Raw genomic sequence first — 24,681 nt, forward strand, 5'->3', positions numbered from 1 at the left:
ACTAAACTATTATCGTGGTCTGCCGATAACTACCTATGTGTGACCAACAGCTAGCTATGACAACAGGAGGGGCTTCAATGAGCAAGAAAAGCGTGACAGCGGCAGTGCTCGGTCTTGCCTTGGCAGCTACGACTGCCCTGGCGGCAGGCGTGCATCCCGGCAAGGAATCGATCGAGAAGAGCGGTTACAAGGGGCCTGAGACCTGCGAGGAGTGCCACCCGGGGAGCGCCAAGGGGTTCCTGGATACCGTGCACTGGAAGCACGCCTCCAAGGTGACCAACGTGGAGGGGATCGATCCCAAGCAAGAGTACGGGATGAAGAACCGCATCTACGTCATGTGCAACGGTAACGACATCGTGAACAACCTGAAGGAGATACCAAAGAGCCCGGTGACGGGCAAAAGCAAGTTCTCCGGTTGCAACACCTGCCACCCCGGCAACCACCTCTCCGACGTCGGCAGCACCGGCGCCGCGGCACAGGCAGCCGTCGACTGCCTGGTCTGCCACTCCACCGATTACGACTTCCGCCAGAGAAAGCCGTTCAAGAACGAGAAGGGTGAGGTGGTCATGGGACAGGACCGCAGCACCAAGGCCGCCCTCGCCATCGGCAAACCCACCGTCAAGAACTGCATGGTCTGTCACGAGGCGGCCGGCGGCGGCGTCATCGTGAAGCGCGGTTTCACCTTCACCAAGGACACCGACGCCCACGCCGCCAAGGGGATGGTCTGCGTCGACTGTCACAAGGCGAAGAACCACAAGATGCCGACCGGACACGACCCCAACAACTGGGCCAACGACGGCGTCTTCGTCTCGTGCGCAGATGCATCCTGCCACGGCGCCAAACCGCACAAGGACGCGGACCTGAACCGCCACTGCGCCAGGATCGCCTGCCAGACCTGCCACATCCCGCGCACCGGCGGTGCCTTCGCAAAGGACTTCACCGTGTGGGAGCAGACGCCCGACAAATTCTACGAGCCGACGACACTGAAGAAGGAAGCGAACGAGACGACGCCGGTTTACGCCTGGTACAACGGCACCGTGAAAAATGTCCCGCACTTCATCGGCCCCAAAGGTAGCAAGAAGGACGGCAAGAGCAAGATCACGCCCTTCAAGGTGTTCCAGGGGAAGGCTTACTACAACAAGCAGACCGGTGAGCTGCTGTCCATGGACTTCGCCCAGCCGATGTCCGATGGCGACACCCGCGCCGGCGTCCTCTCGGCCGCGAAGACCCTGGGGCTCAAGAACCCGGAGAAGATCGCCAAGGAGGCGGTCCCGGGGTGGCAGACGATCTATTTCGGCAGCAACCACCTGGTCACCAAGACCAAGGCGCTCTACTGCGCCAACTGCCACGCGCCCAACGGCGTGCTTAACTTCAAGGAACTGGGCTACACCGACAAGGACATCGCGAAGCTGACCTCTCCGGAACTTTTCATGGAGAAGCTGGCCAAAAAGCAGAAAGAAGAGTGGTAGCGGCGACAACCACGAGTAGACGATGCTGACACAATGAAGCCCCCCTCGCGATTGAGGGGGCTTTCTTTATGAGATTTCAGAATTCACTTCCCCGGAGTTCTCAGATGTATTGGCGGCGTACGTTTACTTGTGGCCAACGCAGAGGAGGACGGGATAGCGGCGGGAGCTCCCGTCCGCTGCGGACTTTTCGATGGAGGCTGCGGTAACGACGCCGAGACCGTCCAGACCGTTTCGCGCGAACTCGCCGGTGAGGAAATCACGGGAGAAGCCGTGGTGCAGAACCCCGGTCGGGTCGTCGTGGAAGCGGCCATCCTCGGTTTCCAGGTCGGCGAGGGCGAGCCAGCCGCCAGGCTTCAGCGCCTGGGCCAGGGAAGCAACCAAGGCCGGGACGTCCCGGACGTGATGCAGGGTCATGCTGCTCACGATGAGGTCGAAGCTCCTTTCCAGGTTCTGCTTTTCCAGGTCGAGCGGCATGGTGGCGACATTTTCGAGCCCTTGCGCCTCGATCTTCCGGTTTAGAACCTCCAGCATCCCCGGTGAGCTGTCGGCACCGGTGATGTGGCCGACGAAGGGCTGCAGTCCGAGGGTAACCAGGCCGCTGCCGCAACCGTAGTCCAGGGCGTACATCCCGGAGTTCAGGGGGATCGCTTTGCGCATCGCCTCGACGACATCCTGTGCCAGCTTCAGACGTCGCGGCTCCTGGTCCCATTGTCCGGCTACGGCATCGAAGTCCCGCTTGTTCTCTGTTGGCATGGTCTTCCTCCGGTGTGAGGGGCAACGCCCCTGGTGGTACCGCAGCATAATATTCAAAAAGTCGAATGTCAAGCAGGCAGCACGGGTCGGGACGGTTCACAACGTGCTCAAAGTGCTCAACGCGGACCTGGTGGCTTGGTCGACGGGGTGGAGGGTACGGATGGTGGGAGCGCTTGGCGGGAGAGACGCGATGGGGATAGGATTCTGATCGATTTTCGCTGGCTTTGCCGGCGAAACAATGGTATGGTGGCCTGTTCGCGCGGCGGGAACTATTTTTCGACTGCGGGCGGTTTTATGCTTGACTCTGCGCCGCCCGGGTGATATATAATTTCTCTTTCCAAAAACCTAAAGCTACATTTTTAAAATACCCGGAGGTGCAGTTTGGCAAATCATAAATCGGCAATGAAGAGGATCAAGCAGACCGTAAAAAGGACTGAGCGCAACAAGCACGAGCGTTCCACCCTGCGCACTTTCATCAAGCGCGTCCGCGAAGCGGTTGCCACCAAGGATCAGGACGCTGCAAAGGCCGCTCTGGCTGCTGCCATCCCGGTCATCGACGGTGCTGCAACCAAGGGGATCATCCACTCCTCCAACGCTTCCAGGAATGTTTCCCGCCTCACCAAACTGGTCAACACCCTGGCCTAGTCCGGTAGCGGTTCAATGAAAGCACGAAAGGGAATTCCCACCAAGGAATTCCCTTTTCTAGTTTGCAGGGAACAAGCCCCCTCCCTAACCCTCCCCCTCCAGGGGAGGGAACATAGACGGCTTCTCCTTTTCAGCCCACGCTCAGCCCACGCTCAAGCCATGCTTAAGCCACGCTCCAGCCATGCCAACCAGCTCCAGCCATGCTCAACAAGCGCAGGCCGAGGCCGCTATGGCTGGCGCCTGCAGGCATCCATCACGAAACGCTCGAGCAATGGCTCTTCCAGCCCGCCTGACTTGAAGGCGAGGTCCAGTTCCAACATCCGCTCGAAAATCCGTTGCAGTTCCACTACCGTGTAGTTCCGCGCCTGCGCCGTCACCTTGTTCAGGAAGTACGGGTTGATCCCGGACGCCTTCGCGAGCTCGGACTGGGGCACCTTCTTGTCCAGAAGCTCCCGCACCTGCCAGAGCTGGCGGAAGTGCCGCGCCACCGCTCCCAACATGCGCAGGGGGACCTCGCCGTCCTGCAGCAGCGCGGTCAGCATCTTCAAGGCGCGGGGGAGATCCTTGCTCCCCAGGGCATCGGTGAACTCGAAGACGCTCTCGACCTTGGTGTCGGAGACGATCGCCTTGACGTCGGCGACCGCGACCGTCTCCTTCTTGCCGCAGTAGATGCAAAGCTTCTCGATCTGAGAGACGAGCTCCTGCAGGTTGTTGCCGACCAGATAGCCCAGCAGCTCGGCCGCCGCGGGCTCGATCTTCTTGCCGGCGGCGCGCACCTCGTCGCGCACATAGGGCCCGAGCTGGTTCTCATAGGGTCGCTTGAACTCGACGGCTTCGCCGCGCTTTTTCAACTCGGCGTAGAACTTCTTGCGCCCGTCCACCTTCTCGGCCTGCAGGATGAGACAGGTACCGGGCGACGGGTCCTGAAGGTAAGGGAGCAGCACTTCCATGGCGTGAGCGGAAAGATCCCCCCCCTTCTTCACCAGCACGACACGGCGGTCGGCGAACATGGGGAGGGTCTGGGCGGCGCTGAAGACCTCCTCCCCCTTGCATTCGTTTCCGTAGAAGACGTCGAGGTTGAAGTCGCGGAACCCGGGATCCACGGCCCGGTCCAGCAGCTTCTTGACCGCGCGCTCCACGAGGTACGGCTCGTCCCCGAACAGAAGGTACAGCGATGCCAGTTCTCCCTTTTCCACCGCCTTGTTGAACTCTTCCGGTTTCATCACGTTCCTCACGTCAAAAAAACCGCCCACCAGCCTGTTGCTGGATGGGCGGCGTCGATGTTCGCTGTTGTTGCCGGGGCGCTAGAAGCGTTCGCCGAGCTTTTGCCAGATCCGCTCGGAAATGCGCCGGCTGATTTTCTCGATGGCCGCTTCCTCCGCATCCTGCTGCAGGGCGATGCTGGCGTTGACCGGGTAAACCTGCTGCTCGGTTACATCCCCCTTCCAGAGCACCCTCTGCGAGCGCGCGTCACGCAGGGTGGCCTGCACGGAAAGAATGGCGTTGTACTCCCTGATGACGTCGGCCGCGGTGTAGGAAACCGGCACGCTGTTGTAGGAGAGGACGGTACCGGAAAGTTCCAGTTCCGCCCGGTCCGCCGGAAGGACCTTGCCGCCGGTCCGGAAGGAGAACTCGTCGATCATCTCGCGGGCGAGGACCGCCTCCACGCCGGCGCGGTAGCTCTTGTTGGCGAAAAGAACCACGTTCACGCCGTTGGCTCCAGCCAAGGGACCGTGCTGGATGACCGGACTGTAGCTGCAGCCGCTCGCGAGAAGGGCCGCGAGCAGGGTGAGCCAGCGAAGCGTTGTAAAAACCCTGGTGGCTGTCATGGGACGCTTCCTCACTAGGCGACGACGATGCTGACCAGTTTGCCGGGGACGTAGACGACCTTCTTCACGCTCTTCCCCTCCAGGTACGGCACGATCTTGTCATCGGCCAGCGCGGCGGCGCGGACATCGTCCTCCTTGGCGTCGGGGGCAACGGTGAGCTTGCTTCTGAGCTTGCCGTTCACCTGGATCACGACGGTGATCTCCTCGTCGACCACGGCGTCGGCGTCATAGCCGGGCCAGCCCGCCTGTTCCAGGCCGACCTGGTGGCCGAGCTCGGACCAGAGCTCTTCGGCGAAATGCGGCACGAAGGGAGCCAACAGGCGCACCACCGACTCCACCGCCTCGCGCACCACGGCGACGTTCTCCGGGGCGTCCTTCCCGGTGAAACCCTGGATGGAGTTGACCAGCTCCATCACCGCCGCGATGGCGGTGTTGAAGTGGAAACGCTCCTCGACGTCCTCGGAGACCTTCTTGATTGTCTTGTGCACGGCGCGACGCAGCTTCTTCCCGTCCGCGGAGAGCTGGTCAACCTGGACGGCACCGGCGTTCTTGACGGCGGGGAGCACGTCGTACACCAGGCGCCAGACGCGGTTAAGGAAGCGGTAGCTCCCGTCCACCCCCTGGTCGCTCCAGTCGAGATCCTTCTCGGGCGGAGCGGCGAACAGGGAGAAGAGCCGCGCCGTGTCCGCGCCGTAGCGTTCGATGAGGGCGTTGGGGTCGACGACGTTCCCCTTGGACTTGGACATCTTGGCGCCGTCCTTGATGACCATCCCCTGGGTGAGGAGGTTGGAGAACGGCTCGTCCACGTTGCAGTAGCCGAGGTCCCTGAGCACCTTGGTGAAGAACCGGGCGTAGAGCAGGTGCAAAACGGCGTGCTCGATGCCTCCGATGTACTGGTCCACCGGCATCCAATGCTCGACCTGCTCGCGGTCCAGGGGACCCGAGGTGAACTTCGGCGAGCAGTAGCGCAGGAAGTACCAGGAGGACTGCACGAAGGTGTCCATGGTGTCGGTCTCGCGGCGCGCGGCCTCGCCGCACTGCGGGCAGGTGCAGGTGGTGAAGCTTCCCACGCGGGCCAGCGGATTGCCCCCCTCGCCGGTGAACTCGGCGTCCATCGGGAGCACGACCGGGAGCTCCGTTTCGGGAACGGGCACCACGCCGCAGAGATCGCAGTTGATCACCGGAATCGGGTTGCCCCAGTAACGCTGGCGGGAGATACCCCAGTCGCGCAGGCGGAAGTTGACGGTCTTCTTGCCGATCTTTTCCTTTTCCAGGTAGTCGGCGATGGCTTCCTTGGCGTCGGTGTTGCCCATGCCGTCGAAGCGGCCGGAGTTGACCATGGTCCCCTCGGCCGTGTAGGCCTCGGTCATGGTGGCGGGATCGAGCGTCTCGCCGGCGGGCTGGATCACCACCTTGAGCGGCAGATCGTATTTCCTGGCGAACTCGAAATCGCGCTGGTCGTGGGTCGGAACGGCCATGACGGCACCGGTGCCGTAGTCCATGAGGACGAAGTTGGCCAGGAAGATCGGCATCTTGACGTTGGTGACCGGGTTGACGCAGTAGGAGCCGGTGAAGACCCCTTCCTTTTCCTGGTCATCGGCGGAGCGCTTGATGCGGTCGGTCTTCTTCACCTTGTCGATGAAGCCCTCGACGGCGGCGCGCTGCCCGGCGGTGGCCAGGTCCAGCGCCATCGGGTGCTCGGCGGCCAGCGACATGAAGGTGGCGCCGAACAGGGTATCCTGCCGGGTGGTGAATACCTTGATGCTGGTGAGCCCGTTCTCGAGCGGGAAGTCGATTTCACAGCCGACCGAACGGCCGATCCAGTTGCGCTGCATGGTGAGCACGCGCTCCGGCCACCCGGTGAGCTTGTAGGTGTCGTCCAGCAGTTCCTGGGCATAGTTGGTGATGCGGAAGGACCACTGCTCCAGCTCCTTCTGCTGCACCAGGGAGTCGCAGCGCCAGCAGCAGCCATCCTCGACCTGCTCGTTGGCGAGCACGGTCTCACACTTGGGGCACCAGTTGACGGCGGAGGATTTCTTGTACGCGAGCCCCTTCTTGTACATCTCGAGGAAGATCTTCTGCTCCCACTTGTAGTAGTCGAGGTCGCAGGTGGCAAGCTCGCGCTCCCAGTCGTAGGAGAGACCCAGGCGCTTCAGCTGCCCGCGCATGTAATCGATGTTCTCGTAGGTCCACTTGGCGGGGTGGCTCTTGTGCTGGATGGCGGCATTTTCAGCGGGCATCCCGAAGGCATCCCATCCCATCGGGTGCAGCACGTTGTACCCCTGCATCCTTTTGAAGCGGGCGATGACGTCGCCGATGGAATAGTTCCTGACATGACCCATGTGGATCTTGCCGGAGGGATACGGGAACATCTCGAGAAGGTAGTACTTCTTGCGAGTTGCGTCTTCGGTTGCCTTGAAGCTGTTGTGCGTAGCCCAGAACTGCTGCCATTTGCCCTCGACTGCCGAGGGAACGTATTTCTCTTCCATTAAACCCCGCCTTCCAGCGCCCCGAAGGACGCGAAAATTTATAATGTCGCAACCCGATGGTTGCGGGTACTTGTTGTGAGACGGCCGCAGGATGGGCCGGTGGACCTGATGGAACGAAGTGGCTGCCGCACGCCACCCCCGGTGGGTGGCCACAACGGACCAAGGTTGCCCATCCCGGGCCTCCCCCCTCCCGGGAGAGGTGGAAACGCGGATAAGGGCACCTTCACGGCCGCCGCGTCCGCTCTGGAGCGGGCGCGGTACGCCGGGAGGGCGGTCAGACGATCCGGAGCAGGTTCTTGGCGACGTCCAGGATCTTCGTCGGCTGAATCGGCTTGGTGATGTAGTCGTTGGCTCCCAGCGCCAGGGCACGCTCCCTGTCTTCCTGCGCCCCTTCCGTGGTGATGACCACGATGGGGATCGCCTTGTAGTTCGCGTCGTTACGCACCAGGCTCACCAATTTCAGGCCGTCCATGATCGGCATGTTGATGTCGGTCAGGATCAGGTCGAACCGCTCGGAGGAAAGCTTCTTCAAGCCGTCGACGCCATCGTTGGCCTCGACTATCCGCACCCCCCTGATCCGCTTCAGCGCAAACGCGATGAGCTGCCTCATGGTGGGTGAATCTTCGACTATCAATACGTTGTAATCTGACATCTGTACTGTATCCCCCATCGCAACAGCTGATTATTTGGTCAAAAGGTCGATGAACCCCTGGATGGTCGAAAGCTTGCGCTCGGAATCGCTGTAAAGCCGCGAACTGAAGATGGCGGTGGCTGCATGACCGGCCAGCAAAGTGAAGAGCTCGTAGTCGACGGCGGCGAATTCCTTTTTCTGCATCAGGAGCTTGTAGATCGCCAGCACGCCGATGACGTGTTCCTTGATCTTGAGCGGGATGCAGACCATCGGGGCGCTGAAATCACGCTCGTAGTTGTCGAAGTCGCTGGCGAAATGATTCTCGCCGGACTCCGCCACGGTCCCTATGATCCCCTTGCCGAGACGGAAGGACGGGATCTCGCTCCGGTCAATCCCTTCGGTGGAGACGGCCTGCAGCTCGTCGCTCTTCTCGTCGAGCAGCATGATGGCGAACTCCTCGGCACCGATCAGGTTGATGATGATCTCGGTTATGATCTGGAGCACTTCCTTGAAGTCGAGCGTGGAGTGGAGCTGGTAGCTCGCTATGTAGAGATTGGCGAGGTTGTTGTTCTCGTCCTCAATCTCCAGGTAGCGTGCCGCGAAATCCTGGTTTTCCTCCTCGACGTGCCTGATGCGGTCCAGGATCTCCTGCTTCTCCTGCTCCAGATCGGCGATCCGTTCGCTGAGCCTTTTCACCTCCGCGACCGGTGTCGCATCCCCCGGCCCCTGGGATTTCTCCAGCTCCAGCAGCCGGAACCTGAGACGCTCGTTCTCCCTCAAAAGTTCCTGGGTGAACTCAGCCCCTTTCTTGAAAACCTGCAGGAACTCCTCGCCCCTGCTATGAACCAGTCGTTCATCGTCCTTTTGCATGCGCACCCCGAATTAACGTCTAGTTGATCAACCAAATCGCGGCAACAGGCCGCAACGAAGAACAATCTCACGCACCATGCCGTCCATGGGGACCACCCGGTCCACCACTCCCGTTGCGATCGCCTCGCGCGGCATGCCGAACACCACAGCGGATTCCTCGGACTCGGCCACCACCTGCGCCCCCACCTTCTTCGCCTCGCGTACCCCGAGGGCCCCGTCGTTCCCCATGCCGGTCAAGACCACGGCAAGCATCCGGTTGCGGTAGAGCTCCGCGCAGGACCGGAACATCACGTCCACCGACGGAATGTAACGGTCCTTGGGGCCGGGGGGGACGATGCGGGCCACCACCTTTTCGCCCAGCCTTGCGAACACGAGGTTGTGACCGCCGGGGGCGATGAGGGCACGCCCGGGAAGGACTTCGTCGCCGTCCTTCGCCTCGCGCACCTCGAAGCCGGTGCTGCGGTTCAGCCTCTCGGCGAAGGCGGTGGTGAACCCGGCGGGCATGTGCTGGGAAATCACCATGGCGAAAGGTGGCGCGTCCCTGAACGAGGCAAAAATGCGCTGCAGGGCCGGCGGCCCCCCTGTCGAGGAACCGATCGCCACTATATCTATGCTGCTCGACACCCCGGCGGGGGCCGCGGGGACCGCGACCTCGGCCGCTGGGGGAGCCGGCTCACTCCGCTTCTGCACCCGGGCCATGTTCAGCTTGAACACCGCCTGGACCTTCTGGTGCAGGTCCTGCTGGATCTTCAGGAGCTCATCGGAGATGACGCTGGTCGGTTTGGCGATGAAGTCGACGGCACCGAGCTCCAGCGCCTTGAACACCTTCTCGTCGCCGGAAGTGGAGCTGATCACGATCACCGGGACCGGCGTGGTCGCCATCAGGATGCGCAGCATGGTGAAGCCGTCCATGCGGGGCATCTCGAGATCGAGCGTCACCAGGTCGGGGGTGAGATCGATCACCCTGCGGATCCCCTCCTCGCCGTTGGTGGCGTACCCCACCACCTGGACCCCCGGGAGTTCTTCCAGCATCCTGGTTATGGCGCGCCGATTATAGGCCGAATCGTCTACGACTACTACCCGTATCTTTTTCACGTGGCCACTCCGCCGCCGGTCGTATCCGTTTTCTGGTAGACCATATCGTTTTTCAAGTGCTTCAGCGCGAACGCGGTAGACAGGTTCATCAGGGATTCCGAGTGCCCCAGAAGGAGGTAACCGCCGCCGCGCAGCGTGTTGTAGAACGACTCGATCACCCGCTTCTTGGAGGTCTGGTCGAAGTAGATGATCACGTTGCGGCAGAAGATCACATCCATCTTCCCCAAAAGCGCCAGCCGGTTGGCGTCGAACAGGTTCATCTGGCTGATGGTCACCAGTTCCCGCACCTCGTCGCAGATGCGATACCCCTCGTCGGTCTCGGTGAAGAACCGCTTCAGGTACCGCTCGTCGGTGGCGCGGAAGGATGCCTTGGTGTAGATCCCCTTGCGGGCGTGCTGCACCACGCGCTGGCTGATGTCGGAACCGACGATCTCCACCCGCCAGCCGTGGAGGCACCCCATCTCCAGGAGGAGCATGGCGATGGTGTAGGGCTCCTCGCCGGTGGAACACCCCGCGCTCCAGATGCGCAAGGTGCGCTCGCGCTGCTTGACCTTCATCACCTCCGGCACGATCTCGTCGGTGAAGGCGCGCAGCTGGAAGGCCTCGCGGAAGAAGTAGGTCTCGTTGGTGGTGAGGAGATCCATGATGTCGGCGATCTCCTGGTCCCTCCTGCGGTCGTACTTCAGGAACTGGTAGTACTCGCGGAACCCGGACAGGTTGTGATGGGCCACCCGCTGCCCGAGCCGGCGGTCCAGCAGGTACTTGCTGTCGTCGTCGAAGAAGAGGCCGCAGTGGTTGTAGATCAGGTCCCTGATCAGGCGGAATTCCTCTTCCGTCAGTTGCAATTCAGGTTCGAAATATGGCATCAGCGCAGCCTGTCGAGCAGTTCAACAATCTCGCCCTTGACCAGCGGGTCCGACTCCCGGGCCAACGCCTGATCCAATACCGCCAACGAGTCCGCCCCCTGCACCTGGGCGAGGGCGCGCACGAAGGAGCGCCGCACCATCCAGTGCGGGTGCTCCAAAAGCGCCGGACCGTGCTCGTCGATCCAGTCCCCACCGTGAGCCGCGAGGATGCCTATGGCGGCCTCTACCACTTCCTCGTCGCTGTGATAAAGCGCCTGCCGCACCGGAGCGAGCGCCTGCGCCCCGCCGAGTGCGGCGAGCGTCGACAGGGCGGCGATCAGCACCGGCCCCTGCGCCTGTTCCAGCAGTGCCATCACCCCCGGCAGCGCCTCGGCATTCCCCAGAGCGGTCAGCCCCTTGAGCGCCGCGGTCTGCACCCAGGGATCCTCATCGCCAAGGGCCAGGCACAGCGGCGCCAGCACCTCGTCCCCTCCCCTTTCGGCGAGGGCCTGCGCCGCAGCGGCGCGAACCTCCGGCTCCTCGTCGGACAAGGAGAGCGTCAGGGCGCCCAGTGCCTGCGGCAGGTCCACGCGCGCAAGCGACGCCACCGCGGCCCGGCGCACCGTGGCATCCTCGTCCTTCACCAGGCGGGCGAGCCGCTCTCCGTCGGCAAGGGCGCCGAGGATGATGGCGGCATCCCGCCTCTTGCGCGCGTCCCTGCTGCGCAAAAGCCCGGTGCAAACCGCGCTAACGCCTCCGGAATCCCTGGCGGCAAGACGCTGCAAGCCATCCACCGCTCCCTCGCGCACCTGCGCCTCCTCGTCGTCAAGAAGCCGCGCCACCCGTTCAGCGGCGCCTTCGGGCGCAAGCCGCCCGAGGGCGATGGCGGCGCAGCGCCTCACCTCGGGCCCGTCGTCCTCGAGGGCGGCGAAGAGGAGGTCGTCGCTGCCGGGACGCCCGGTCTCGGCGATGAGGTGCACGATGATGGCGCGCTCGGTGGCGATGGCGAAGGGGAAGTGCTCCAGAACAACCGGCATCACCGGCTCCCCGATGCGCAGCAGCGCCTCCAGGCATACCGCTCTCAGGCGCTCGGCGCGTGCCACGCGCACCAGGGGAAGTGCTGCGCGCTCGTCTCCCATGATGCCGCAAAGCTGGGCCAGGGCGGAGATCATCACCGGCTCCTCCCCGTGCAGCGAGTCGATGAGCTTCTTCGCGGTCGCGGTGCCGGCCAGTTCCCTGAGCGGCAGGTCCACCAGTTGTTCCTGTTCCGGCGGGCTCAAACGCCCCCTCAGGCGCATCAGCGCGATGGCGGCGGCCTCACGGGCGTTCTTCGCCTTGTCGTGCAGCCCCTCCAGCAGCAGCGGGAACGATTTCAGGTCCCCCAGGACGCCGAGGCAGTCGTAGGTGGCGCGCCGCAGCAGCCCCTCCTGCAAAAGCGGCTCGAGCTTCGCAAGCGGAACCGGGGCGCCGATGGAGGCCAGGGCGTCCAGCACGGTGAACTTCAGCCAGACCTCTCCTCCGTCCAGCACCTTCAAAAGGTGCGGCAGGGCACGCCCGTCGCCGATCTTGCCGAGATTCTCGGCCGCGGCGACGCGGACGTTCATGTCCTCGTCTCCCAGCGCCTCTACCAGCAGGGGAAGGCAGGTGGCGCAGCGGATGTTCCCCAGGATGTCGATGATGAACTTGCGCAGGTCATGGTCGGGGTCTTTCAGGTGAGCGCAGAGACGCTCCACCGCCGGCGCCCCGATCCGTTCCAGGGATTCCACGGCGGAGTTGCGCAACCCCGCGTTGTCGGCTGAACGCAGCAGCGCGATCAGGGCCTCGAGTTCGGCCGCCTGGAGCGGCTGCGCCTGCAGCACCACGCCGACCGCCTCCTTGCGCACCCGCCAACTGTCGTCGCCCATGGCACGAAACAGCAGCTCCATCACCTCGGGGAAGGGGCGGCGGCGCAGGGACATGACGGCGAAGCGGCGCTGCTCCTCGTCGTCGGCGGCAAGTCTCTCTGAAATTTCAAGCAGATCGTTGGACAGGGTCTTTCTCCTAAAGGCTAAGTTCGGACCGTTTCTTCGCGATTAATTCCTCGAACGCGTCTTTGAGGAACGTGGTCGTGTCACGCACCTGTTGGGACACCCTCTGCTGATACAGGTATTCGCCTTCGCGTATGTCGTCTGCCAGCAGTTCGTAGAAGTTCCCCTCGCGGACCCCCTGCTCCACCTTCGCCTGGTTGTACAGGACGATGTCCGAAACGATGATCCGGGCCAGCCGCCTGGCCTTCACCTGCTCCTCGGGGAGCTGCGCAGCCGCGGCCGCAGCCGGTGCAGCCGGTGCAGCCGGTGCAGCCGGTGCAGCCGGTGCAGCCGGTGCTGCCGGTGCTGCCGGTGCGGCGGGTGCGGCGGGCTCGGCGGGGGGTACCGGAGTGACGGGAGCTGGCACAGCCGCGACAGGGGCCTCGGCAACCTCGGCAGCCGCGATGACCGGAACCTCCTGGGCCTCAAAGACCGGAGCCTCGGGTGCTTCCGCGCGGACCGCGGGGGGCTCCATGGCGGGAACTTCGGGTGTCGCCGCGACCGGGGCCTCGGGTGCAGTGGTAACCGCGGGCTCGGGGGACGACGGCGCGGGTGCGTGGGCGGCAACCCCGGGCATGGAGGTCTCTTCGACCTCCACCTGCCTGATCTCGCTGCGGCTCTCCTCCTGCGCGGCCAGTTCGCCTTCCGTCGGGCGCACCACGGGGGGCATCCCACCGGAGGTGAGGCGGTAGATCATCGAAACCAGCGAGTCCGGAATGTGGTGCTTCTCGATGTAGTCGTCCGCTCCATAAAGCGAATTCGGGGAGCGCTTGTAGCGGGTCTTGTCATAGATCGAGGCGATCAGCACGATCTTCACCTTGGCGAGGGCCGGGTCCTGACGCACCCGCTCGCAAACCTCGAACCCGAACATGGTCGGCAGCGCCACGTCCAGCAGCAGCACATCGGGCGTCACCTTCTGCACCGTCTCGAGGGCCTCCTTGCCGTCGGTGCAGAGAAAGAGCTCGAAAGGCTCCGCCGCGAGCACCTTTTCCACCGCCTTGCAGAAGGCGGCGCTCTCGTTAGCGACCACCACCTTCACCTTCGCCTGCGGAGCGGCCTGGCGCTCGGTCTTGCGCACCAGCCGGAACACGGCCTTGCAGGCCGAGCAGCGCAGTTTCTTCGGCTCATCGGAGCTGCTAACGGTGACGTTGAATCGCTTCTTGCAGTTAGGACAGACTATCAGCATGCTGGGCTCTTTTTAGTTGTGGTAGTGGTCTCCCCCTGCGGGGCAAGGTAGCCCAACTGGGCCTTCTCCTGGAAGGTGAGCAGGGCGTCGATGTTGAGCAGCATCACCGGGACTTCACGCACCAGGCACAGCCCCACCATGTACTCCCCTCCCACGATCCGCACACCGCGCGGCGGCGCCTTCAAATCCCGCAGCGGAATGGTGATCATCTCGGTCACCTCGTCGACCATCAGGGCCAGAGGCTGGCCGGAGATGGAGAGGATCAGAAGGCGCGCGCTCTCCTGGTTCTCCGCGGCGGGGAGCCCGAAGCGCTTCCTCAGGTCCACCACCGGTATCACCGAACCGCGCAGGTTGATCACCCCCTCCACGAACGGGAGCGCCCGGGGGAGCGGGGCGAGCTTGGGAACCCTGATGATCTCCCTGATGCGCATGATGTCGACGGCGTAGAGCCCGTCATCCATGCGCAGACAGGCGACCTGAATTTCCTGCAACTCCTGCGTCATCAGACAGCGCCCCCCTTTGCGGCGGCCTCGTTGCCCAAAAGCCCCTCGATCACCTCGAGCACCTTGACCGACTTGAAAGGCTTGGTGATGTAGGCGTCCGCGCCGACCTGCCTGCCGTGCTCAAGGTCGCGGCTGCTCTTCTTGGCCGTCAGCATCACCACCGGGATGGCGCTGGTGGCGGGGTTCTCCTTGATGCTGCGGCAGACCTCGAAGCCGTCCATGTCGGGAAGCATGAGGTCCAGCACCACGAGATCCGGCGCATCCTGGGCGATCGCCTTCAGTGCGTCGTTGCCGCCGCGCACTCCGGTGACCTGGTACCCTTTCGAGGTGAAGAGGATGCTCTCCAGCTTCAGTAGACTCTCTTCATCCTCTACCACGAGGATCCTGTTCTTCTCCATGCTCATTCCCCCTGCGCCACGGCTCTACAAGAGACCGACATCCAAGACCTTCTCCATATCGAGCAGGATCAGCATCCTGTCGCTGACCCGCCCTATTCCCAGCACGAACTCGCGGTCGATCCCTTCGAGCACCACCGGCGGAGGCTCGATCCCCCCCTCGGCGATCCGGACCACCTGCACCACCTCGTCCACCAGCACACCCGCGTATCCCCCCTGGCGCTTGACCACCACGATGCGCTCCCGGTCGGAAACCGCCCCGTCGGCAAGCCCGAGCCGGGTCTTCATGTCGAAGACGGGGATGATGTTGCCGCGCAACGAGAGGATGCCGCGCACGAAGGAAGGAACCCTGGGGACCTCGGTCACCTCGCGCGGCTTGATGATCTCCTTGATGTCCATGATGCTGATGGCGTATTCCTCGCTCGCCACCCGGAAGCAGAGCAGCTCGACGCTCGCCGCGTCCACGACCTCCTGCTGCGAGGTCTCCGCCTCGAAGGAGGCGGAGTCGCGCCCCCTGAGGATGACGGCGACCGGGTCGAACTCCTCGGGATCATCCTGGTATTCGAAGGAGGCACCGAACTGCTCGGCCTGCCAGGCCGGCGCCTGGGCGCGCGGCAGCGGGTCGGGGTCCACGTCCCCGTTCATCACCGCACCGGGTATGTCGCCCCCGGGAGCGACCGGGTCGGACATGGCGGGTTCTGGCGCGGAGAACTGATCGGCGAGGGGCACAGCATCCGACTCCGGCATCGGCCAGGCCTCAGCATCGGGCGCCTGCACCTCCTGATCCGGTGCCGTTTCGCGCGCCGCCGCTGCCTGCGTCTCTCCCCGGGAAGCCTTCTTTCTGATCTCTGCAAGATTCATCGAAACCTCAAAACTGGTTCTGCGTTCTATGTTCCACGTTCCACGTCGTTCCCGGCTGGGCACCTGCGAGGCCAGCCCCCGCCCCGCGGTGACGGCAAGCACAGAGGCGGTCCTTTAACGCAGGACCTGGAGCGAAGAACCTGGAACGGGTTCTACGCGAGCAGTTCCGCCGCGGTCTCCTCGATTATCGAGGCGTCGATCAGGGCGGCGTCCTTGCCGTAGCCGATCAAAAGTGCGTTGGTGGCCACCGCGTTGATGCGGCGCGGCACCCCGCCGGAGAGCTCGTAGATCCTCTGCACGGCGTCCGGCGAGAAGAGACCGGGCTCGCCGCCGGCCGCCACGATCCTGAAATCGAGATACTCCAGGGTCTCCTCCAGCCCCAGGGGGGCCAGGTGGAAGTTGAGCGAGATGCGCTGCCGGAACGGCTCGTACACCGGGGAGGCGAGCATCTCGCGCAACTCCGGCTGCCCCATGATGATCACGCTCACCAGGTTGCGGTCGTCGAGCTGGAAGTTGGTCAAAAGGCGCAGCTCGTCGAAGAGCTCCCGGTCCGGGATCATCTGCGCCTCGTCGATAACCACCACCGGGACCCGCCCCTCTCCGTGCAGCCGGTACAGCGCCGTCGTTATCTCCTTCAGGAGCTGGTCCTTCTGCAGCGAGGGCTCGTTCACCTGCAGCCCGGAGGCGATCACCCGCAACAGCTCGTCGGCGGTCAGGCGCGGGTTGAATACGAACATGAAGTGGTAACTCTCCCCCATCCGGTCCATGAGGGCACGCGAGATGGTGGTCTTGCCGCACCCTATGTCGCCGGTCAAAAGGGCGATCTCGCTCTCCTCGACCGCGTACTCGAGCCGCGCCAGCGCCTCCTGGTGCCCCGAACTCATGTAGAGGAAGCGGGGATCAGGGGTCTTGCTGAAAGGCTTCTCGGTGAGACCGTAGAACTCCTTGTACATCAGGCACTCCCCCGGGTGGCCTCGGCGATCACGCTACCGACGTCCAGGACGAGGATGGTGCGCTGGTCGCCCAGGTCCGCGGCCCCGGAGATCCCGCGGAAACCGGCGAAGGTGTCGCCGATGGACTTGATGACGATGTCCTGCTGCCCAAGGAGGTCGTCCACGACGAGCCCGAGCCGCTTCTCGGCGACCCCCACGACGACCACGTAGCAGCTCTCCGGCGCCGCCGCCCCCTTCAGCTCGAACAGTTCGGAAAGGCGCAAAAGGGGCAGGGTCGACTCGCGCAGCTGGATCACTTCCTTGCGCTCCACCGTCTTGATCTCCTTCTGCTCCACGATGATGCTCTCGAGGACCGAGGTGATGGGAAGCGCGTAGGTGCGTCCCGCGGTCGAGATGATGAGTGCCTTGATGATGGCGAGCGTGATGGGGAGGGTGATGATGAAACGCGCCCCCTGCCCGGGGAAATTCTCCACGTCGATCAGGCCGGAAAGGGCGGCGATGTTGGTGCGCACCACGTCCATGCCCACGCCGCGCCCGGAGATCTCGCTCACGGTCTCGGTGGTGGAGAACCCGGGGCGGAAGATGAAATCGAGGGCCTCGCGGTCGCTCACGTCGTCGGGGGAGGCGATGATCCCCAGCTTGACCGCCTTCTGCTTCACGCGCGCGAGATCTATGCCGCCGCCGTCGTCGTCGATCTGGATGACGACGTGGTTCCCCTTCTGGTAGGAGGAGAGGGTGATGGTCCCCTTCTCGTCCTTGCCGGCGGCCAGACGCTTCTCCGGGGGCTCGATGCCGTGGTCGATGCAGTTTCTCACGATGTGCATGACCGGGTCCGAGATGTCCTCGATGATGAGCTTGTCCAGCTCCGTGTCCGCGCCGTAGAGCTTCAGCTCGACCTTCTTCCCCTGCTCCCGGGCGATCTTCCTGATGATCCGGGTCATCTTGTCGAAGAGCTGCCCGACCGGGATCATCCTGATCTCCATGACCCCCTTCTGCAGTTCCGAGAGCTTCTTCTCAAGCCCCTTGGCCGCCTTGTTCAGGTCCTGGGACGGAACGATCAGGCCGTCGCGCCGCATGCGCGCGGCGACGTCGGCGATCATGGAGTGGGAGAGCACCAGTTCCCCCACGATGTTCATCAACAGGTCGAGCTTGCCGATGTCGACGCGCACCGTGCGGCTCATGCTCTTGGCGCTGATGGAGCCGCCATCGCCCCCCATCGGGGCCTGGAACTCCCCCTCCGCGCCGGCGGGCTCTGCGACGGTCGCCGCCTCCGCGCCCCCCCCGGTCTTCCGCTCCTGGGCGGGCTCGCCGAAGGTGGTGATGCTCAGGTTCTCGCGGTCGATGATCGGGGTGAGTGCGCCAGCGGAAAGCTCGGAGCCGAACAGGATCTCGAAGTCGATCCCCGCGTCCAGCCCGCTGGAAGCGGAGGGAAGGGTGCTGATCACCTCGCCCGCCTGCTTCAGGGCGTCGGTCAGCTCCATGAGGTCGGAGTCGAAGCTCGCCAGGAGAAGCGACACCCGGATCGAGTGGATATGGCGCCCCTTCTTCACGTTTTCCAGCAGGCGGTGTTCCTCGTACTCGGTCATGGAGGAGAGGACCCGTTCGGGTATGTTCAGCCGGGCCAGCGGGGAATCCTGGTTCGCCTTGGGACCGCGGGTCAGGCAATCGTTGATGCGTTGCATGGCGCCGGAAAGGTCCGCCCCCTCGCCGCCGGTCTCACCGGCGCTGCGCACCAGCTGCGCCAGCAGCTCGGTCGACTCGAACAGGGTGCTCACCACCGCCTGGTCCAGCTCCACCTTCCCCAGCCTCAGGGCATCGAGCAGGTTCTCCAGGTGGTGTCCCAGTTCCGCGATGTCGGAGAGACCGAACATCCCGGCCAGCCCTTTGAGGGAGTGCGCCCCGCGGAACACGGAGTTGACGAGGTCCGGGTTGCATTCACCGCCGTCCGCGCAGTCACTCAACGAGACCAGGTCAAGACTCAACTGATCCAGGATCTCCTCGGCCTCGGCCAGGAAATCTTTCAACGCTTTCCCTATGCTATCCTCAACGCTCATAGACTCTCTTTTTTAAGAAGACGTTCTACGTTCTACGTTCAAAGTTCTACGTTTTAACTTCTCAAGTCCTATGTTCCGACTCCTGGTTCCCTACTTGTGGGTCAACGTAGAACGTAGAACACAGAACGTAGAACCGGTTCCTAGTCCCCCAGGTACTTGCAGACCAGTTCCTGCAGCTTCACCGGGTCGAAGGGTTTCACCAGGTACTCGTTCGCCCCCAGGGCGAGCCCCTTCTCAAGGTCCTTCTCCCCGCTCTCGGTGGAGACGATGAACAGCGGGATGGACTGGTAATTGGGGTTGTTGCGCACGTAGCTGATCAGCTCGAGTCCGTTGATGTCGGGCATGTTGATGTCGGTGATGATCAGGTCGACCTGTTCGCGCGGCAATAGACGCAACGCCTCGAAGCCGCTGGCGGCCTCGACGATGGTGTATTTTTCCAGTTCGTCTATGGTGGAAACCAGCATGGAACGCATGGTGTTGGAATCTTCGGCTATCAGTATCCTCTTCACGTCACATTTCTCCCCGTCCCTGCTCCTGCAGTCTGCGCTGCAACAGGGCTTTTTCCATGGCTATGCCGGCCTGGCACAGGAAAATTTCCAGCGAATCGGTGTCGCCGATCGGCTTATCCTCGGGGAGGTTGTCGCCGTAGAGGATCGCGACCACCTTCCCCTCGCTCACTATCGGTCCCACGAAATACTCGGCGGGACGTCCCCCCCCCAGCTGCTCCATGAAGTAATGGGTCCAGACCGAGGCGTCGGGCGCCTCCTTCACCGTGAAACGGTTCTCGAGCACCTGCGTGAACAGCGACGGCTCTCCCCTGGGAATGATGAGGTTGCGGACCCGCGAATCGGCACGGCCGTCCTTGTCCTGCAGCCCGAACTGCCCCAGTCCCTGGACGCTTTCCTTCTTGACCAGGAGCACCACCGCCCGGTTCATGAACTCCGCGGCGAACCGCAGTACCAGCAGGATGATCCCCCCGCCTAGCTGCGGGTTGTTCAGCTCCTCGAGCATGCCGCGCAGCTGCGAGATCCCGGTGCTCTGGTTCACGTGCGGCGCGGAGAGGGCGGGTTCCTCGCCCATCTCAAGCCTCAGCTCGTCGCCGATGTTGACGCTGGTAAGGCCCGCCTCATCGCCGATGGCCATACTCTCCAGCGCGGCCACGAGCTTCGGCGCGAAGAGATCGAGGGAGTCCTCGATCTCGCTTTTCAACGGCTTCATGAGCAGCCGGATGCCGAGCCCGCGCATCTTGCGCTGCGCCTCTTCGTTTTCGAAATCGGAGAGCCCCAGAAGCGGCAGCTCCGGGAAATTGTTGCGCACCAGTTCCATGAGTTCCAGGCCGCCCAGGATCCCGCTGCCGTCCATGCGCGGCATGATCAGGTCGACCAGAACTGCCGGGCGCACGCCGTCGCGGTAAAGGGAGTCGACGCGGATCAGCGCGTCCTCGCCGCGCTCCATGGCCTCCACCTGGTACCCGTGCTCCGAAAGCAGGGAAGTGAGCGCCACGAGCGTGATCGGGTCGTCGTCCACCAGCACGAGCGGCGTGCCCTGCCCGGAATTTACAGGCGCGGCCGGAGCCGGAGCCGGGGCGCGGGTCGGTGAGAGCACGCTTTCCGCCTGGGCGGAGGAGGATGGAACATCATACGTGTGGGGGGGGGTGGCCGGAGCGGCCGCGGACGGTTCCTGGAGGAGGTCGAAGGCGAAGTCGACAGATTCGTCCTGGTGCCCAGCCTCATCGCCCCCCTCGCCGCGGTGGCGCTGTTCGTCGATGATGCGGGAGCCTTCCATGGCCAGGTACTGCGGGTTCAACCCCTGCTTCAGCATGAACTGCACCGGGTCGAGCCGGGCGTTGTCGCCGTCGCCGATCTCCTGCAGCTCGAACTCGAAGGTCCCTTCGGCCCAGGCGAACAGCGAGTAGACCACGTTCTCGATCTGCTCGCGGACCACGGCCTCGATGGCGTCCGCACTCACCGCGAAGCGCTCCACCATGATCACGCCCAGAAGCTGGGAGTACCCCTCGTCGGCCTGTATGCTCAGCGCCCGCTTCAGGATCCCCAGGTCGATCACCCCCTGCTGGATCAGCACCTCGCCCAGGTTCTGCTGGAAGGTCGAGGATGTGGCGCGGATCACCTGCCCGTTGCGGAAGATCACCCGTGCCTCTCTCCCTCTGCTTTCCAGGGCGAGCACACCGGACCTCCTGCTGAGGCTCACGATCTGCAGGATCTCGCCTAAGCCGAGATCTTCCAAATTGCCGACTAGACTCATTGATGCCGCTCGCTGTTGGTAGAGGGTGGGCTAAAAATAGGCATCATACTAAACCATCGTATCGGTCAAGTAAAGAATGATTTAGGTATCTTTCTTGTCTCTGCCTCGGAAAATAAGCTTTAAAGGAGTCCCGCTGAAGCCGAAGGCCTCTCTAAAACGGTTCATGATGTACCGTTCATAGGAAAAATGAATCCCCTCGGGACGATTGGTGAAGACGACAAAGGAAGGAGGTTTCACCCCCACCTGCGTCGCGTAGTAGAATTTCACCCGCCTGCCGCCGTCCAGCGGGGCGTGGTTCTCATCCACGGCCTGGTTGAAGATGCGGTTCAACTCGCCGGTGCTCACCCTCTTGCAGAACTGCTCCATCACCTGGTCCACCTCGGCGACGATCCTGCCGGTGCGCTGGCCGCTCTGCGCGGAGACGAAGAGGATCGGGGCGAACGGGAGGTACTTGAAATTGCGGCGGATCTCCTCGGTGAACTTCCCCATGGTGGAGTTGTCCTTTGACACCGTATCCCACTTGTTCACCACGAAGATGCAGCCGCGCCCCGCCTCGTAGGCATAGCCGGCGATCTTAGTGTCCTGCTCGGTGACCCCATCCTCCGCGTTCAAAACGATGAGAACGACGTCGGCGCGGTCGATGGAGCGCAGCGCGTCCACCACCGAATACTTCTCGATCTTCTGGACCGTCTTCCCCTTCCTGCGGATCCCGGCGGTATCGATCAACAGGTAGGGCTTCTTGTTGACCGTGAAACGGGTGTCGATCGCGTCCCGGGTGGTGCCGGCGGTGGGATTGGCCACCACGCGCTCGTACCCCAAAAGGCGGTTCACCAGCGTGGACTTCCCCACGTTGGGGCGCCCGACGACGGCGATCTTGGTGATCTCCTCGTCCTCGTCCTTGTCCCTGTTGTAGGGAAGTGCTGCCAGCACCTCGTCCATCAGGTCGCCCACGCCGCGGTTGTGCTCGGCGGAGATGGTGTAGATCTGGTCCACCCCCAGAGAGTAGAAGTCTCCCGCGTCGGCCTCCTGCTTCTCGCCGTCCACCTTGTTGATGATGTAGAACACCGGCTTCTTGATGCGCCTGAGCATATCCACCACGTCGCGGTCGGCGGGGGTGAGCCCGCCGCGGGCGTCCATCACGAAGAGGATGAGATCCGCCTCCTCCATGGCGAAGCGGGACTGCTCGCGCATCTGCTGCAAGAGCTTGTCGGACGTTTCGGGCTCGAAACCGCCGGTGTCGACCAGGATGAAGGGGATGTCGAAACGGTTCACTTCGGCGTAGTTGCGGTCCCGGGTCACCCCGGGCATATCGTCGACCATCGCCTTACGGCGCCCGACCAGCCTGTTGAAAAGGGTGGACTTCCCGACGTTCGGGCGTCCGACGATGGCAATAATTGGTTTCATGATTTCCCAGCGGGAAAGGCGCCAATCCTAAATCTTTAAAAAGGCGGCACTTTCGGTTTTAATGTATTTGACAGCTAACCGGTATGTGTAACATTTTGCCCGGCAATACGCAACATATACAATATGTGCGGGATTTACCGGCGCAAAGCACCTGAAGTGGAGTCCGGATAGCCGATGTACGTCCCTCTCCTGGCCCCCCGAGCCGGCGCTCGAATACGGCACCTTGGACCAGGTAACTCTCCTTGAAAAGGGAGTTTCCAGGTGCTATTATCCGTCCTGTTGCAAATGGAGGAACAATGGCACGCGTGAAGTTATCAGAAGACATAGTCCCGTTAAGCGATCTGAAACTGAACCCGGGCCGGGTGATCAGCCAGACCGACAAGACTCACCGCCCAATCCTCCTGACCAGCAGGGGGCGCGGCGTCGCCGTGGTCCAATCCCTTGAGGATTATGAAGCGGTGACGGAAGAGCGTGCCTTTCTGCGCGGTATCGTGCAGGGGCTCATGGACCTCGAACAGGGGCAGGAACTGGATCTTGACGAGGTGAAAAAGCGACTCGGGCTGGTGTGACGTGCCCAGGACATTCTCCGTCTCATTCGCCGTCTCGGCAGTGCAGGACATGGAGGAAATCCGCAACTGGTATCAAGAGCAGCATGTGCCGGAGATCGGTGAAAAGCTGCTCCGCGAAGTCATGAAGTCGGTGGAACGGCTCGCCTCGTTTCCGAACAGCGGCCGCATCGTCCCGGAATTCGGCCTCACCTATCTCAGAGAAGTCATCCTTCCTCCTTTTCGCATCGTCTACCGCCTCGACAAGAAGACAATCCGCATCGTGAGGGTATGGCGCAGCGAGAGGTTGCTCACTGTTTCCCTGTGATGACAACCCGCCGGTTTCGGCGCCGCCTGACCCGCCCATTTTGTGTTACAAATGAGGACGTGAGAATTGACATCGACCGCGTAATCTGCTAGCTTGGCGATCCGCCTGCAGCAGGCTCGCGGACCGCTCGTACCGTGGCGCCGCGCCCTCCCCCACTTCCTTCCAAGCCGCACGCTGCCGGCGAAAAATGCTTGATACGGAGCGCACATGCATAAGAAGCTGTACATCCCCGGACCGATCGAGGTGAGCCCGGAGATCCTCGAGGCCATGGCCACGCCGATGATCGGCCACCGCATGCCGGAGTACGCGCGCCTGCACAAGGGCGTGACCGACAAGCTGAAGCAACTCATGTCCACCAGGGAAAGGGTGTTCCTCTCCACCTCCAGCGCCTTCGGCGCCATGGAGGGGGCGGTGCGGAACCTGGTCGGCAAGCGCTGCGCCAACTTCTGCAACGGCGCCTTCTCCGACAAGTGGCACAAGGTGACCCTCTCCTGCGGCAAGGAGGCCGACGCCTTCAAGGCCGAGTGGGGTCAGCCCATCACGCCCGAGATGGTGGACGCGGCCCTTGCCACCGGCAAGTACGACGCCATCACCCTGATCCACAACGAGACCTCCACCGGGACCATGAGCCCGCTCCCCGAGATCGGCGAGGTGCTCAAAAAATACCCGGACGTGGTCTCCATCGTGGACACCGTATCCTCCATGAGCGCGCTCGACCTCCCGATCGACGAGTTGGGGATCGACTGCTGCGTCTTCGGTGTTCAAAAGGCATTCGCGCTGCCGCCGGGCCTGGCCGTTTTCACCGCGAGCGAAAAGGCGCTCGAGCGAGCGAAGAGCGTCCCCGGCCGCGGCTACTACTTCGATTTCCTCGAGTTCCTGGCTGCCGACGAGAAGGACAACACCCCGTCCACCCCGTGCATCTCGCTCATTTACGCCATGGAGCGCCAGCTGGAGAGGATCTTCGCCGAGGGGCTCAAGCAGCGCTGGCAGCGCCACCAGGACATGGCGACGTTCATGCGCGCATGGGCCATCGAAAAGGGCTTCGGCATCCTCCCGGCGGAGCCGTACCGCTCGGTGACCCTTACCTGCGCCACCAACGACCGCGGCGTGGACCTGGCCCTCATCAAGAAACAGCTGGGTGAGCGCGGCATCGCGTTCGACGACGGTTACGGGAAACTGAAAGGGAAGACCTTCCGCGTCGCGCACATGGGCGACATGAACCTGGAAGATCTCAAACAGATAACAACCGAATTGGAGGGACTGCTGCAGGGTCTCTAAAGGCAAGGGGGGGAGCAGTTCAGCTCCCCCCCTTTTTACATGCCCTACTCCGGCTCGAATGCCTCCTTGCCGACCCCGCAGATGGGGCAGACCCAGTCGTCGGGCAAGTCGGCGAAGGGGGTTCCGGGGGCACCCCGTTCTCCGGGTCGCCGAGGTAGGGGTCGTAGACGTATTGACAGACGGTGCAGATGTAAGGCTCCATTGGATACCCCCTGTTTCT

Annotated in this window: 23 protein-coding genes and 1 pseudogene; 5 read left to right on the forward strand and 19 right to left on the reverse strand. The window is 63.0% G+C overall.

Features of this window, described 5'->3' with window-relative positions:
• Nucleotides 1-77: 77 nt before the first annotated feature.
• Entirely contained in the window at nucleotides 78-1,469 is a 1,392-nt protein-coding gene (locus tag KP001_RS12385) for a cytochrome C (RefSeq protein ID WP_217285948.1), read from the forward strand.
• 123 nt (nucleotides 1,470-1,592) lie between these two features.
• Here KP001_RS12385 and KP001_RS12390 read toward each other — a convergent pair whose 3' ends face one another.
• A complete protein-coding gene (locus KP001_RS12390; protein WP_217285949.1) occupies nucleotides 1,593-2,222 on the reverse strand; it encodes a class I SAM-dependent DNA methyltransferase in 630 nt (209 codons plus the stop codon).
• 381 nt (nucleotides 2,223-2,603) lie between these two features.
• Here KP001_RS12390 and rpsT point away from each other — a divergent pair, with 381 nt between their 5' ends.
• Nucleotides 2,604-2,867 (forward strand): 30S ribosomal protein S20, encoded by a 264-nt coding sequence (gene rpsT / locus KP001_RS12395; protein ID WP_136523476.1) that lies wholly within the window; start codon nucleotides 2,604-2,606, stop codon nucleotides 2,865-2,867.
• Between the two features lie 227 nt (nucleotides 2,868-3,094).
• On the opposite strand, the gene holA is transcribed toward rpsT, so the two are convergent.
• From holA to der, 17 genes are all read right to left on the reverse strand, one after another.
• The gene (gene holA, locus KP001_RS12400; protein WP_217285950.1) at nucleotides 3,095-4,090 is read right to left on the reverse strand and encodes a DNA polymerase III subunit delta; all 996 of its coding nucleotides are present in this window, start codon (nucleotides 4,088-4,090) and stop codon (nucleotides 3,095-3,097) included.
• A gap of 81 nt (nucleotides 4,091-4,171) precedes the next feature.
• Nucleotides 4,172-4,696, reverse strand: a complete 525-nt coding sequence (lptE, locus tag KP001_RS12405; RefSeq protein WP_217285951.1) for an LPS assembly lipoprotein LptE — start codon at nucleotides 4,694-4,696, stop codon at nucleotides 4,172-4,174.
• Between the two features lie 14 nt (nucleotides 4,697-4,710).
• Entirely contained in the window at nucleotides 4,711-7,185 is a 2,475-nt protein-coding gene (leuS, locus tag KP001_RS12410) for a leucine--tRNA ligase (protein ID WP_217285952.1), read from the reverse strand.
• Nucleotides 7,186-7,459: 274 nt separating this feature from the next.
• A complete protein-coding gene (locus KP001_RS12415) occupies nucleotides 7,460-7,837 on the reverse strand; it encodes a response regulator (RefSeq protein ID WP_216497222.1) in 378 nt (125 codons plus the stop codon).
• A 30-nt stretch (nucleotides 7,838-7,867) separates the two neighbouring features.
• Nucleotides 7,868-8,686, reverse strand: a complete 819-nt coding sequence (locus KP001_RS12420; protein WP_217285953.1) for a GAF domain-containing protein — start codon at nucleotides 8,684-8,686, stop codon at nucleotides 7,868-7,870.
• A 27-nt stretch (nucleotides 8,687-8,713) separates the two neighbouring features.
• Entirely contained in the window at nucleotides 8,714-9,781 is a 1,068-nt protein-coding gene (locus KP001_RS12425) for a protein-glutamate methylesterase/protein-glutamine glutaminase (RefSeq protein ID WP_217285954.1), read from the reverse strand.
• Nucleotides 9,778-10,647 carry a CheR family methyltransferase gene (locus KP001_RS12430; RefSeq protein ID WP_217285955.1) on the reverse strand — a complete coding sequence of 290 codons (870 nt, stop codon included), beginning with the start codon at nucleotides 10,645-10,647 and terminating at the stop codon, nucleotides 9,778-9,780. The genes KP001_RS12425 and KP001_RS12430 overlap by 4 nt, the downstream gene beginning before the upstream one ends.
• The gene (locus KP001_RS12435) at nucleotides 10,647-12,656 is read right to left on the reverse strand and encodes a HEAT repeat domain-containing protein (protein WP_367620612.1); all 2,010 of its coding nucleotides are present in this window, start codon (nucleotides 12,654-12,656) and stop codon (nucleotides 10,647-10,649) included. Before KP001_RS12435 ends, KP001_RS12430 begins: the two co-directional genes overlap by 1 nt.
• A 10-nt stretch (nucleotides 12,657-12,666) precedes the next feature.
• Complete coding sequence (locus tag KP001_RS12440; RefSeq protein WP_217285957.1) at nucleotides 12,667-13,878, reverse strand: response regulator; 1,212 nt, start codon at nucleotides 13,876-13,878, stop codon at nucleotides 12,667-12,669.
• Complete coding sequence (locus tag KP001_RS12445; protein WP_217285958.1) at nucleotides 13,872-14,381, reverse strand: chemotaxis protein CheW; 510 nt, start codon at nucleotides 14,379-14,381, stop codon at nucleotides 13,872-13,874. The genes KP001_RS12440 and KP001_RS12445 overlap by 7 nt, the downstream gene beginning before the upstream one ends.
• Nucleotides 14,381-14,779, reverse strand: a complete 399-nt coding sequence (locus KP001_RS12450) for a response regulator transcription factor (RefSeq protein ID WP_217285959.1) — start codon at nucleotides 14,777-14,779, stop codon at nucleotides 14,381-14,383. The genes KP001_RS12445 and KP001_RS12450 overlap by 1 nt, the downstream gene beginning before the upstream one ends.
• Nucleotides 14,780-14,803: 24 nt before the next feature.
• The gene (locus KP001_RS12455) at nucleotides 14,804-15,637 is read right to left on the reverse strand and encodes a chemotaxis protein CheW (RefSeq protein ID WP_217285960.1); all 834 of its coding nucleotides are present in this window, start codon (nucleotides 15,635-15,637) and stop codon (nucleotides 14,804-14,806) included.
• Between the two features lie 152 nt (nucleotides 15,638-15,789).
• Nucleotides 15,790-16,590, reverse strand: a complete 801-nt coding sequence (locus KP001_RS12460; RefSeq protein WP_217285961.1) for an ExeA family protein — start codon at nucleotides 16,588-16,590, stop codon at nucleotides 15,790-15,792.
• On the reverse strand, nucleotides 16,590-18,644 hold the full coding sequence (locus KP001_RS12465) for a chemotaxis protein CheA (protein ID WP_217285962.1): 2,055 nt from the start codon (nucleotides 18,642-18,644) through the stop codon (nucleotides 16,590-16,592). Before KP001_RS12465 ends, KP001_RS12460 begins: the two co-directional genes overlap by 1 nt.
• Before the next feature lie 140 nt (nucleotides 18,645-18,784).
• Nucleotides 18,785-19,153, reverse strand: coding sequence for a response regulator (locus KP001_RS12470; RefSeq protein WP_199389425.1), 369 nt, complete (start codon nucleotides 19,151-19,153; stop codon nucleotides 18,785-18,787).
• A gap of 1 nt (nucleotide 19,154) precedes the next feature.
• On the reverse strand, nucleotides 19,155-20,906 hold the full coding sequence (locus KP001_RS12475; protein WP_217285963.1) for a response regulator: 1,752 nt from the start codon (nucleotides 20,904-20,906) through the stop codon (nucleotides 19,155-19,157).
• 81 nt (nucleotides 20,907-20,987) lie between these two features.
• Nucleotides 20,988-22,310 (reverse strand): ribosome biogenesis GTPase Der, encoded by a 1,323-nt coding sequence (der, locus tag KP001_RS12480; protein WP_217285964.1) that lies wholly within the window; start codon nucleotides 22,308-22,310, stop codon nucleotides 20,988-20,990.
• Between the two features lie 305 nt (nucleotides 22,311-22,615).
• Between der and KP001_RS12485 the strand changes: the two genes are divergently transcribed.
• The 3 genes from KP001_RS12485 (at nucleotide 22,616) to KP001_RS12495 (ending at nucleotide 24,461) form a co-directional block, all read left to right on the forward strand.
• Nucleotides 22,616-22,879: a type II toxin-antitoxin system Phd/YefM family antitoxin gene (locus KP001_RS12485; RefSeq protein ID WP_302466933.1), complete on the forward strand. Its 264-nt coding sequence runs from the start codon at nucleotides 22,616-22,618 to the stop codon at nucleotides 22,877-22,879.
• Nucleotide 22,880: 1 nt separating this feature from the next.
• A complete protein-coding gene (locus KP001_RS12490; RefSeq protein ID WP_217285966.1) occupies nucleotides 22,881-23,183 on the forward strand; it encodes a type II toxin-antitoxin system RelE/ParE family toxin in 303 nt (100 codons plus the stop codon).
• A 207-nt stretch (nucleotides 23,184-23,390) separates the two neighbouring features.
• Nucleotides 23,391-24,461, forward strand: a complete 1,071-nt coding sequence (locus tag KP001_RS12495) for a pyridoxal-phosphate-dependent aminotransferase family protein (protein ID WP_217285967.1) — start codon at nucleotides 23,391-23,393, stop codon at nucleotides 24,459-24,461.
• Between the two features lie 68 nt (nucleotides 24,462-24,529).
• On the opposite strand, the pseudogene KP001_RS12500 reads toward KP001_RS12495, so the two are convergent.
• Nucleotides 24,530-24,663 (reverse strand): annotated as a pseudogene (locus KP001_RS12500) (rubredoxin); the annotation flags it as partial.
• Nucleotides 24,664-24,681: the final 18 nt, after the last annotated feature.

It is taken from the genome of Geomonas subterranea (genome assembly GCF_019063845.1).
Taxonomy (GTDB): Bacteria; Desulfobacterota; Desulfuromonadia; order Geobacterales; family Geobacteraceae; genus Geomonas; species Geomonas subterranea.

What these genes read in the sequence shown, in the direction of transcription:
- KP001_RS12385 (WP_217285948.1), top strand. Translation starts at nt 78, where the DNA reads ATGAGCAAGAAAAGCGTGACAGCGGCAGTGCTCGGTCTTGCCTTGGCA.
- KP001_RS12390 (WP_217285949.1), bottom strand. Translation starts at nt 2,222, where the DNA reads ATGCCAACAGAGAACAAGCGGGACTTCGATGCCGTAGCCGGACAATGG.
- holA (WP_217285950.1), bottom strand. Translation starts at nt 4,090, where the DNA reads ATGAAACCGGAAGAGTTCAACAAGGCGGTGGAAAAGGGAGAACTGGCA.
- lptE (WP_217285951.1), bottom strand. Translation starts at nt 4,696, where the DNA reads ATGACAGCCACCAGGGTTTTTACAACGCTTCGCTGGCTCACCCTGCTC.
- leuS (WP_217285952.1), bottom strand. Translation starts at nt 7,185, where the DNA reads ATGGAAGAGAAATACGTTCCCTCGGCAGTCGAGGGCAAATGGCAGCAG.
- KP001_RS12415 (WP_216497222.1), bottom strand. Translation starts at nt 7,837, where the DNA reads ATGTCAGATTACAACGTATTGATAGTCGAAGATTCACCCACCATGAGG.
- KP001_RS12420 (WP_217285953.1), bottom strand. Translation starts at nt 8,686, where the DNA reads ATGCAAAAGGACGATGAACGACTGGTTCATAGCAGGGGCGAGGAGTTC.
- KP001_RS12430 (WP_217285955.1), bottom strand. Translation starts at nt 10,647, where the DNA reads ATGCCATATTTCGAACCTGAATTGCAACTGACGGAAGAGGAATTCCGC.
- KP001_RS12440 (WP_217285957.1), bottom strand. Translation starts at nt 13,878, where the DNA reads ATGCTGATAGTCTGTCCTAACTGCAAGAAGCGATTCAACGTCACCGTT.
- KP001_RS12445 (WP_217285958.1), bottom strand. Translation starts at nt 14,381, where the DNA reads ATGACGCAGGAGTTGCAGGAAATTCAGGTCGCCTGTCTGCGCATGGAT.
- KP001_RS12450 (WP_217285959.1), bottom strand. Translation starts at nt 14,779, where the DNA reads ATGGAGAAGAACAGGATCCTCGTGGTAGAGGATGAAGAGAGTCTACTG.
- KP001_RS12455 (WP_217285960.1), bottom strand. Translation starts at nt 15,637, where the DNA reads ATGAATCTTGCAGAGATCAGAAAGAAGGCTTCCCGGGGAGAGACGCAG.
- KP001_RS12460 (WP_217285961.1), bottom strand. Translation starts at nt 16,590, where the DNA reads ATGTACAAGGAGTTCTACGGTCTCACCGAGAAGCCTTTCAGCAAGACC.
- KP001_RS12465 (WP_217285962.1), bottom strand. Translation starts at nt 18,644, where the DNA reads ATGAGCGTTGAGGATAGCATAGGGAAAGCGTTGAAAGATTTCCTGGCC.
- KP001_RS12475 (WP_217285963.1), bottom strand. Translation starts at nt 20,906, where the DNA reads ATGAGTCTAGTCGGCAATTTGGAAGATCTCGGCTTAGGCGAGATCCTG.
- der (WP_217285964.1), bottom strand. Translation starts at nt 22,310, where the DNA reads ATGAAACCAATTATTGCCATCGTCGGACGCCCGAACGTCGGGAAGTCC.
- KP001_RS12495 (WP_217285967.1), top strand. Translation starts at nt 23,391, where the DNA reads ATGCATAAGAAGCTGTACATCCCCGGACCGATCGAGGTGAGCCCGGAG.